This window comes from Pseudomonas sp. GW460-LB5, assembly GCF_059423245.1.
Genome location: NZ_JBWKXT010000050.1, coordinates 39,287 through 48,012 on the forward strand (window position 1 = coordinate 39,287; position 8,726 = coordinate 48,012).

6 protein-coding genes are annotated in these 8,726 nt (G+C 67.2%); 3 read left to right on the forward strand and 3 right to left on the reverse strand.

Features of this window, described 5'->3' with window-relative positions:
- Positions 1-10 precede the first annotated feature (10 nt).
- The 3 genes from AC07XM_RS24155 to AC07XM_RS24165 form a co-directional block, all read right to left on the reverse strand.
- Positions 11-1,198: an LLM class flavin-dependent oxidoreductase gene (locus tag AC07XM_RS24155; RefSeq protein ID WP_102689844.1), complete on the reverse strand. Its 1,188-nt coding sequence runs from the start codon at positions 1,196-1,198 to the stop codon at positions 11-13.
- Between the two features lie 163 nt (positions 1,199-1,361).
- Positions 1,362-2,093 (reverse strand): class II aldolase/adducin family protein, encoded by a 732-nt coding sequence (locus AC07XM_RS24160; RefSeq protein ID WP_016486042.1) that lies wholly within the window; start codon positions 2,091-2,093, stop codon positions 1,362-1,364.
- An 18-nt stretch (positions 2,094-2,111) separates the two neighbouring features.
- Positions 2,112-3,173: an ABC transporter substrate-binding protein gene (locus AC07XM_RS24165; RefSeq protein WP_102689845.1), complete on the reverse strand. Its 1,062-nt coding sequence runs from the start codon at positions 3,171-3,173 to the stop codon at positions 2,112-2,114.
- Positions 3,174-3,551: 378 nt separating this feature from the next.
- Between AC07XM_RS24165 and AC07XM_RS24170 the strand changes: the two genes are divergently transcribed.
- The 3 genes from AC07XM_RS24170 to AC07XM_RS24180 all read left to right on the forward strand — a co-directional run bounded on the left by AC07XM_RS24170 (position 3,552) and on the right by AC07XM_RS24180 (position 8,495).
- The gene (locus AC07XM_RS24170; protein ID WP_016486040.1) at positions 3,552-4,784 is read left to right on the forward strand and encodes an acyl-CoA dehydrogenase family protein; all 1,233 of its coding nucleotides are present in this window, start codon (positions 3,552-3,554) and stop codon (positions 4,782-4,784) included.
- A 92-nt stretch (positions 4,785-4,876) separates the two neighbouring features.
- Positions 4,877-6,652 carry an ABC transporter ATP-binding protein gene (locus tag AC07XM_RS24175; protein ID WP_219735998.1) on the forward strand — a complete coding sequence of 592 codons (1,776 nt, stop codon included), beginning with the start codon at positions 4,877-4,879 and terminating at the stop codon, positions 6,650-6,652.
- Entirely contained in the window at positions 6,645-8,495 is a 1,851-nt protein-coding gene (locus AC07XM_RS24180; RefSeq protein WP_024717693.1) for an ABC transporter ATP-binding protein, read from the forward strand. Before AC07XM_RS24175 ends, AC07XM_RS24180 begins: the two co-directional genes overlap by 8 nt.
- Positions 8,496-8,726: the final 231 nt, after the last annotated feature.

Consider the following 8,726-nt stretch of genomic DNA (forward strand, 5'->3'; position numbering starts at 1 on the left):
GACCTTCTCCTTACGCCGGTTGCGCCACGCCGGGCTTGCTGACTGCGCCCAGGCGCGGCACCTCGAAGCCATGGTCCAGGTCAAGCAGCGGGAACAGCAGGTCTGCCACCCGGTGCGCCTCATCGATCAGCGGGAAGCCTGACAGGATGAATGCCGACGTGCCCTGGGCCTCGTATTCACGGATGCGTTCGGCGACCTGTTCGGCGCTACCCACCAGGTACGTGCCGGCTGCCGGGCCGAGGATGTTGAAGCCGAACAGGCTGGGGCCCAGCCAGACGTTGGGGTAGATCTCCAGCTCGCGGGCGGTGGGCAGCCGCCCGGCGCGGAGGCTGTCGAGGTTGCGCTGGATGCGCGGGTCGTCGCTGACGTAGCTGTCGAAGGTTTGCCCCGGCGGCAACTGGCGTTCGATGGCCGCGCGCGCGGTGGCCAGCGAGGTGCGCTGCAACAGGCGCTCGGCATGGGCCCAGGCCTCTTCCTCGGTTTCGCGCACGATCACTTGCAGGCGGGTGCCGTAGGTCAGCTCACGGCCAATCTTCGCCGCCTCGGCCGCTACCCGGCGGAACTTGTCGCCGAGCTTTTGCGGGGTGTCGGCGAAGCTCAGGTACACGTCCAGCAACTGCACCGAATGGGCCACGCCCGGTGCCGACGTGCCGGCGCCCCACAACGGAATGCCGGGCTTTTGCTTCGGTGGGTGCCAACCGCCCAGCGGGTGATGGGCGGCGGCCGGCGAACGGGGTGAAAGCTTGACGTAGCGGCCGTCGTAACCCACCGTTTCACCGGCGTAGAAACTCTGGAAGGCGCGCCAGTATTCCAGGCTGAAGTCGTAGCGTTCATCGTGCGGGTAGTGCACGCCCAAGGTAGCCAGGCCGGCATCGTTGCCGTTGACCACGTTGAACAGCAGGCGGCCGTTGGAGAACTGGTCGAAGGTGAGCGCCCATTTAGCCAGCACCGCTGGCGACAACTCCCCCGGGTGCTGGGCGACCAGAAAGCGCAGGCGCGTGGTGGCGTCGATCAGTGCTGCCGACACGGCCAGGCTTTCGTTGGGGCTTGAGCCGAGCAGCGAGCCGTAGAAGCCCAGACGGTCAGCGGCGATGGCCAGTTGCTTGAGGTGTTCGAAATCGGTGTGCCAGCGGCCTTCGGGCTCCCAGGGATAGGGGCCGTCGGGGGTGGTGAGGTACCAAAGGATTTTGACTGCCATGGGGCTGGGTCCTTTTCAGATGAGGTGTTTGAGGGCAGGCCTCTGGGGCTGCTGCGCAGCCCTATCGCGACGCAAGGCCGCTCCCACATTGGTCGGCGTACGCGGGCCTTGTGGGAGCGGCCTTGTGTCGCGATAGGGGCGCAAAGCGCCCCCAGCGATCGCATCAGTTGCGCCGATCGATGCCAGGCACCAGGCCCAATTCGGTAGCACGGTCGTACAACCCGCTCATCTTCCACTGCTGGGTCAGCACCCCTGGCCCGTAAGGCCGCGACCCGCCCAGGGCATCGGCCAGCAACTGGATCTGCGCGCCCTCCTCCAGCAACAGGATGAACTCCGCCGTGGCCCGCAGCCCCTGCTTGCCCCACACCGTGGAGCCGCCGTTGGCTTCCAGGATGGCCAGGTTGAACGGGTTCTCGGCAATCTTGTCGAGGATGAAGTCCACCTCGGCCTGGCGCCGGTCGATGTACACCGGCAGCTCGCGGGCCAACTGATAGCGTTGCACCGGCACGTAGTGGAACGGCAAGGTGCGGTGGGTTTGTGCCCAGGCACCGAGGTACGGGCTGTGCACGTGCGACACGGTGGTGACGTCGGCGTGGGTCTGGAACAGCTTGGTGTAACGCCCCAAACCGCCTTTACCTTTGCCGACGATGACGTTGCCCGCAAAATCGGTGACGGTGGCCTGCAGCGGCTTGCGATGGTTCCACGGCCCGCCGTAATTCACCGACACCAGCAGCTCTTCACCCGGCACACGTTCGATGAAGCCAACCGTGCCATTGGCGGTAATGGTGTTGGTTTCGCGAAAGACGCTGAAGGCCGCTTCGGCGTCGGCCACTACCTGGTCGATAAAGGCTTGCAGTTCGGCAGTGACAGGGCGTTCGTTGATCAGTACGGTCATGTTCAATCTCCAGTCAGGTCAGGCGCGGCGTTGGGCCAGCAGTTCATGGGCAGCTTGCAGAGGCCGCGGGTCGACCCAGTCGGCAATGGCGAAATCGGCTTCGAGGAAACCGTGCAGGTACAGAAAGTCCTTTTGGGTGCCGAGGAAGGCCAGGCGCTGTGCGGACAGGTCCGGCGCCAGCGTGGTGTGGAAGTCACCGCGGTAGGCCTCGGCCACACCCTGGCTGCCCGCGCGGGTTTCTTCTTCGAGAATGCGGTTGAGCGCGTCGCGGTTGCCGGCTGCCCACTCGGCGGCACGCAAGGTCTGGGCAAGGAAGCGCACCACCAGGTCGAAATGGTTGTCGAGCAGGCGTTGATGCACGGTGATCGGCCGTGGCGTGCCGTTGTTGATGCGGTGGCGCGGGTCGGGCAGCAGGTCGAGGTCGACGCCCACCACCAGGCCCAGCCGGCGTGCGGCATCGGCTGCTGCCGCGCCCTTCACGTACACGGCATCGACTTCACCGCGCGCCAGGTATTCCAACCCCGACCACAGCCGCTGCAAGCCCAACGCCGGGGTGGCGGCACTGGCCTGGTCGAGCAGGGCCACTTCCACCAGTTGCACGTCATCCAGGTGCAGGCCCGCCGAGGCCAGGGCGCCTTTGTAACCGTGAAGGCTCATGGCCCGGGCAATGCTGCCAGGCCGGCTGTCGCCCCAGGCCGGCAGCGCCAGGCGTTTGCCGCGCAAGTCGGGGGCGCTGCGGATGCCGGAGTCCGGGCGGACCAGGATGGTTTGCCATTCCTCGATCCAGGTCAGGCCGATCAACCGACTGGGGGAGCCGGCCGCACGTGCCGCCAGCGCCGGCACGTTGCCGCCTTCGCGAAACAACCCGGGCAGTTGGTGATCGTAGTGGTGATGGCCTAGCTGGCGGGCCTCCTGCAAGGTCGAGACAGGCAAGCCATCGGCGGCGAACTCTTGCTCCAGCCAGCCGAGTTTGTAGGCCAGGCCTGAGGCGGTGGGCACAGGGCAGCGGGTGAACCAGATGCGTTCCAGGGCGGATGGGTCGTCTGCCAGGCGGTTTGCTGTGGGGGTTGCGAGGGTCATGGGGTGGCTCCTTGGGCGTCGTGCAAGCACCATTGCAGCGTACGTGCCAACCGCTGGAGGCCTTGATTTCCGTAGGATTGGCTGTTGTGTCGGAGGGCTGGGTGCTTGGCTGGGAGCAGGATTGCGGGCGGGGTGCTGCCAGATCAGCAACATGACTGCTGCTGAGGCAGCAAAGGCCGCTGGAAGCCACACAGGATGTGGCCTGAAGAGGGGTGGCAAAGATATTGCTCTAGGGCTTGGTACCGCGGTGTGGCCATTCGCGGGCATGCCCGCTCTCACAAGGGCCAGCACAACCCCCAAGGGCAGTGCTGCCTCTGTGGGAGCGGGCAAGCCCGCGAAACAGGCGCACTGGCCCTTCTGACAATTCGAGACCCCACCATGAGTGCCATAGAACCTTCCCCTGCCCGCCGCCTCACCAGCGAAACGGAAGCCATCGAAACCGCCCGCCAGGTCGCCGCGCACATCGCCGAACTGGCCGCCGACCCGCGCAACAACGGCCAGCTCCCCCACCGCCAGGCCGAGCTGTTGTCCAGCAGCGGCCTGACCGCCATCGCGGTGCCCGCCCAGTTCGGCGGCCTCGGTGCCTCGGTGCAGACTGTGGTGGAAACCGTGCGCCTGGTCTCCACCGCCGACGGCGGTGTCGGCCAGCTGCTGCAAATTCACAATGTGATGCTGCGCGGCATCTTTACCGGCTACCCCGACGAAATACGCGACCGGCTGATTGCCGACGTACTCGCTGGCAAGCGCTTTGGCAACGCCCTGGCCGAAGTCGGCGGCAAGAACAAGTTCGCCCTCAAGACCCGCGTCGAGCGCCGCGCCGATGGCCAGTGGGTGCTCAACGGCAGCAAGTTCTACTCGACAGGCTCCTACCTGGCCGAGTGGATCTCGCTGACCGCCGCCAGCGAAGACGGCGGCGTCGGCGTGCTGCTGCACCGCGACACTCCGGGGCTGACCCTGATCGATGACTGGCAAGCCTTTGGCCAGCAGAACTCGGTGAGCGGTACGGTGAATTTCGACAACATCGTGCTCGATGAGCGCTACCTGACCCGCCGCAACGGGCCGATGAAACGCACTGGCCTGACCTTCCCGCAGATCCTCCACGCCGCCATCGACACCGGCATCGCCGCTGGCGCCTTGCAGGCGGCTGTCGAGTACTTGCGCGAGCATGCCCGGGCCTGGGTGGAGAGCGGCGTGGAGCGCGCCAGTGACGAGCCGCATGTCATTCGCCAGGTCGGTGAGTACGCCGTGGCGCTGCGCGGCGCTGAGTCGGTGCTGCGCGAGGCGGCGCGGGTGTTCGACGAACACGAGCGCGACCCGGAGAACAAGGCGTTGCAGGATGAGCTGATCCTGTCGGTCGCTACCGCCCGTGCGCATTCCGATGCTGCATCGCTGAAGATTTCCAGCGACTTGTTCTCGTTGCTGGGGGCCAGCGCTTCGCTGAGCAAGTGGAACCTCGACCGCTTCTGGCGCAATGCCCGGGTGCACACCACCCACGACCCGATCCGCTGGCGGCTGCACAACGTGGGCAACTACTACCTGAACGGGGCAGACCCGGGGGAGTACACGGCGGTGCTTAATGCCAAGGAGAGCCAGGGCGCTACCCGCCGTTGAACCCAGCTGGAGCCGGGGGGGCGCGTCGCGCCCCATTCGCGGCACAAGGCCGCTCCTACAAGGGCGGTGTCGCATTCTGATCGAGCATCTACATGAACCACCCGCTTCTTCGGGCATTGGCCATCTACCGCGAAATGCCTTGGCGCTTTGCTCTGGTCACTGCCTTGTACATCGCCGGCAACCTCGGCCTGGCCTGGCAGCAGTGGCTGATCGGCCATGCGGTCGATGATGTCAGCGCCGGCCGCGCCGTGCTGCGCCTGGCCGACGGCAGCCTGGACGCCAGCGTGGCCTGGCACTGGTTGTGGCTGCTGCTGGCCATCGCCCTGGGCCGCGGCCTGCTGCAATACGCCGCCGCCGTGCTGTCGCTGGTGCTCAGCCAGGCCCTGCTCACGCGCCTGCGTGAACGCATCCTCAGCCAGGTGCAGCGCCTGCACCTGGGCTATCACTGGCACCACGGCATGGGCGAACTGGTCACCCGCACCACCCGCGATGCCGACAAAGTGCGCGACGCACTGATCACCTTCTGGCGGCAGATCATCGAAACCCCGCTGGTGGTGCTCGTCGCGGTGGGCCTGTTGAGCTGGTACGACCCGCTGCTGGGGCTGGTGCCACTGCTGCTGACCGGCGCCGGGCTATGGCTGTTCGTGGTGCAGACCGATCGCCTGGTCACGCTCGACCGCGCCGTGGCCGCTGCCTACGACCAGGTCAGCCAGGACCTGGCAGAAGGCATCGGTGGCGTGCGGGTGATCAAGGCCTTTGGCCTGGAACAGCAGCGCATTGCACGCTTCGCCCGGCAGGTCGAGGTGTTCACCGACCATGCCCGCGCCGCCCTGGCCTACGCCAGTTCACGCATTCCGCTACCGCAGGCGGTGGTGGCGCTGGGGCATGTGTGGATCCTGGTATACGGCGCCCATCGCGTGGCGGCTGGCGCGCTGGGCATCGGCGAGCTGGTCACTTCGCTGCTGGTGGCCACCACGCTGGTGTTCCGCATCGAAGGCATTGGCCGGGTGATGCAGACCTTTGCCGATGCGCGCGCCAGCGCCGAACGTATCTGGCAGCTGCTGGACGAACGCCCGGCCATCGTCGGCGGCCATGCCACCCTGCCCGAGGGGCCGTTGGGGCTGAAGCTGAACCAGGTGCAAGTCAGTGCAGCAGAAGCTGGCCGGCCTATCCTGCAAAATTGCTCGCTGACCCTGCTGCCCGGTGAGGTGGTGGCGCTGGTCGGCGCCACCGGCACGGGTAAAAGCCTACTGGCCAGCCTGCTGCCACGTTTGGCCGATGTACAGCACGGCAGCGTGCAGGTCGGTAGCGACACTGCCGGTTGGTACAACGTACGCGACCTCGACCTTGCCGACCTGCGCCGCCGCGTGCACGTGCTGGCGCAGGAAAGCTTTCTGTTCTCCGACAGCCTGGCCGCCAACCTGCGCATGGCCGCACCACAGGCCAGCGACGCCCGGTTGCGTGAAGCCTTGCGCCTGGCCGCCGCCGAGGACGTGCTGGAGCGCCTGCCCCACGGCCTCGACACCCCGCTAGGCGACCGCGGTGTGACCCTGTCCGGCGGCCAGCGCCAGCGCCTGTGCCTGGCCCGGGCGCTGCTCGGTGCACCCGACATCCTCTGCCTGGACGACGCCACCAGCGCCCTGGATGCCCTGGGCGAACGCCAGGTGCTGCACAACATCCGCCGCCTGCACAGCGCCAGCGGCCAAGGCCCGACCTTGCTGCTGATCACCAGTCGCCTCTCCACCCTGCTGCTGGCCGACCGCGTGCTGATGCTGGAAAACGGCCGCATCACTGCCAATGGCAGCCATGCCGAACTGTGCACGAACAACGCCCATTATCGCGACTTGCTGGGGATCGACCATGACTGATGCGCAGCACACCCCCGCCAGCGATATCGACATCGAGCAGCGCTTGGCCCGCCAGGCGCTGGACCGGGGCATGTTCCACCGCTTGCTGCCGCTGTTGCAGCCCATTCGCGGGCAGATCCTTGCCGTGATCGGCATCGAGCTGCTGCTGGTGTTCACCGTGTTCCTGCGCCCGTGGTTCGTGCGGGAACTGCTGGACAAGGGCCTGGTGCCCAGCGCCGACCACTGGCTGCTCGACGAGCGCCTGGTGCTGTGGTTGGGCCTGGGGTTGGCAGCCAGCTGGCTGGGGCGCTTTCTGCTGGCCGGGGTATCGCAGTTCATCGCCGGGCGCGCGGCGATCGGCGTGCTCAATGCCCTGCGGGTGAAAGTGTTCGCCCATGTGCAGGCGCTGTCGGTGAGCTACTTCGACCAGACCCGTGCCGGGCGCATCATTTCCCGTGCCGACCGGGACGTGGATGCGCTGGAGCCGTTGCTCGTGCAAGGCCCGCCCGAGCTACTCGGCGCCCTGCTGCGTTGCGGCCTGGCAGCGGTAATGCTGTGGCGTATCGAGCCCAGCTTCTTTTACAGCCTGGCGGCCACAGTGCCGTTGCTGGCCGTGGCCACTTGGCGCTTCAAGCGCGTGTCGCAACGCAACTGGGCCAAGGTGGCCGAGCAGCGCAGCCGCTTCACCGCGCACTTGGTGGAAAGTGTGAGCGGGGTGCGGCTGATCCAGCAATGCGGGCAAGCGCAGACCAACCAGGCACGCTACCGGCGCCTGCTGGAGGACTTCAACCAGGCGCTGATCCGCGGCAGCCTGCGCGCCGGCTGGTTCGCGCCGTTTACCGCGTTGCTCAGCACCGCCGGCATGGCCGTGCTGTTGCTGGTCGGTGCCCATGGCCTGGCCGAGGGCAAGGTCAGCGTGGGGCAGGTGGCCGAGAGCCTGTTCTACGTGTTCCTGTTCCTTGGCCCGCTGCAAGAGCTGTCAGACCTGTTCGAGCGCTACGCCACCGGCAGCGCTTCAGCCCAGCGCATCTTCCTGCTGCTCGACACCCGCCCGCAAGTGCTCGACCCGCCCGCGCCACACGCCCTGACCCGGGCGCGCGGCCAGGTGGACTTCGACGCGGTCGGCTTTGCCTATACCCCTAACAGCTCGCGCCCGGTGATCGACGGGCTCGACCTGCACATCCGCGCCGGTGAAGTGCTGGCCATCGTCGGCCCCTCCGGGCATGGCAAGAGCACCCTGGTGCAGTTGCTGACGCGTTTCTACGAAGTGCAGCACGGCGCCGTGAAGCTGGACGGCATCGACCTGCGTGCGCTGGCCCAGCATGACTTGCGGCGCAACGTGGGCGTGGTGCTGCAGGACAACGTGCTGTTCAGCGGCAGCATCCTCGACAACCTGCGCCTGGCCGCGCCCGACGCAGACGATGCGCAGTTGGTGGCCGCCGCCCGTGAGCTGGGTGCCGACGAGGTGCTGGAACGTCTGCCGCAGCGCTACCACACCGAAGTCGGCCCGCTGGGCGCGCACCTGAGCCATGGCCAGCGGCAGCTGGTGTGCCTGGTGCGGGCTTACCTGGCCGACCCGGCGGTGCTGGTGCTGGACGAAGCCACCTCGGCGGTGGACGTGCACACCGAGCGGCGTATCCAGCGCGCGCTGCGCAGGCTGTGCCAGGGGCGCACTGCAATCATCATCGCCCACCGCCTGGCGACCATTCGCGATGCCGACCGGATTGCCGTGGTGAAGCATGGTCGGGTGGTGGAACAAGGGGCGCATGCCGATCTGATCGGGCGTAGTGGCGCGTATGCGGCGCTGTACCAAGCGTATCTGCGCAGCGCCGGGGAGGTTGCAACCGAGCAAATCGGGGTCTGACTCGTCGGCCTCTTCGCGGGGCAAGCCCGCTCCCACAGGTATGGCGCCGGACTGACTGACAGCGCCGAACCTGTGGGAGCGCCTCTTCGCGGGGCAAGCCCGCTCCCACAGGTATGGCGCCGGACTGACTGACAGCGCCGAACCTGTGGGAGCACCTCTTCGCGGGGCAAGCCCGCTCCCACAGGTATGGCGCCGGACTGACTGACAGCGCCGAACCTGTGGGAGCGCCTC

What these genes read in the sequence shown, in the direction of transcription:
- AC07XM_RS24155 (WP_102689844.1), bottom strand. Translation starts at nt 1,198, where the DNA reads ATGGCAGTCAAAATCCTTTGGTACCTCACCACCCCCGACGGCCCCTAT.
- AC07XM_RS24160 (WP_016486042.1), bottom strand. Translation starts at nt 2,093, where the DNA reads ATGACCGTACTGATCAACGAACGCCCTGTCACTGCCGAACTGCAAGCC.
- AC07XM_RS24165 (WP_102689845.1), bottom strand. Translation starts at nt 3,173, where the DNA reads ATGACCCTCGCAACCCCCACAGCAAACCGCCTGGCAGACGACCCATCC.
- AC07XM_RS24170 (WP_016486040.1), top strand. Translation starts at nt 3,552, where the DNA reads ATGAGTGCCATAGAACCTTCCCCTGCCCGCCGCCTCACCAGCGAAACG.
- AC07XM_RS24175 (WP_219735998.1), top strand. Translation starts at nt 4,877, where the DNA reads ATGAACCACCCGCTTCTTCGGGCATTGGCCATCTACCGCGAAATGCCT.
- AC07XM_RS24180 (WP_024717693.1), top strand. Translation starts at nt 6,645, where the DNA reads ATGACTGATGCGCAGCACACCCCCGCCAGCGATATCGACATCGAGCAG.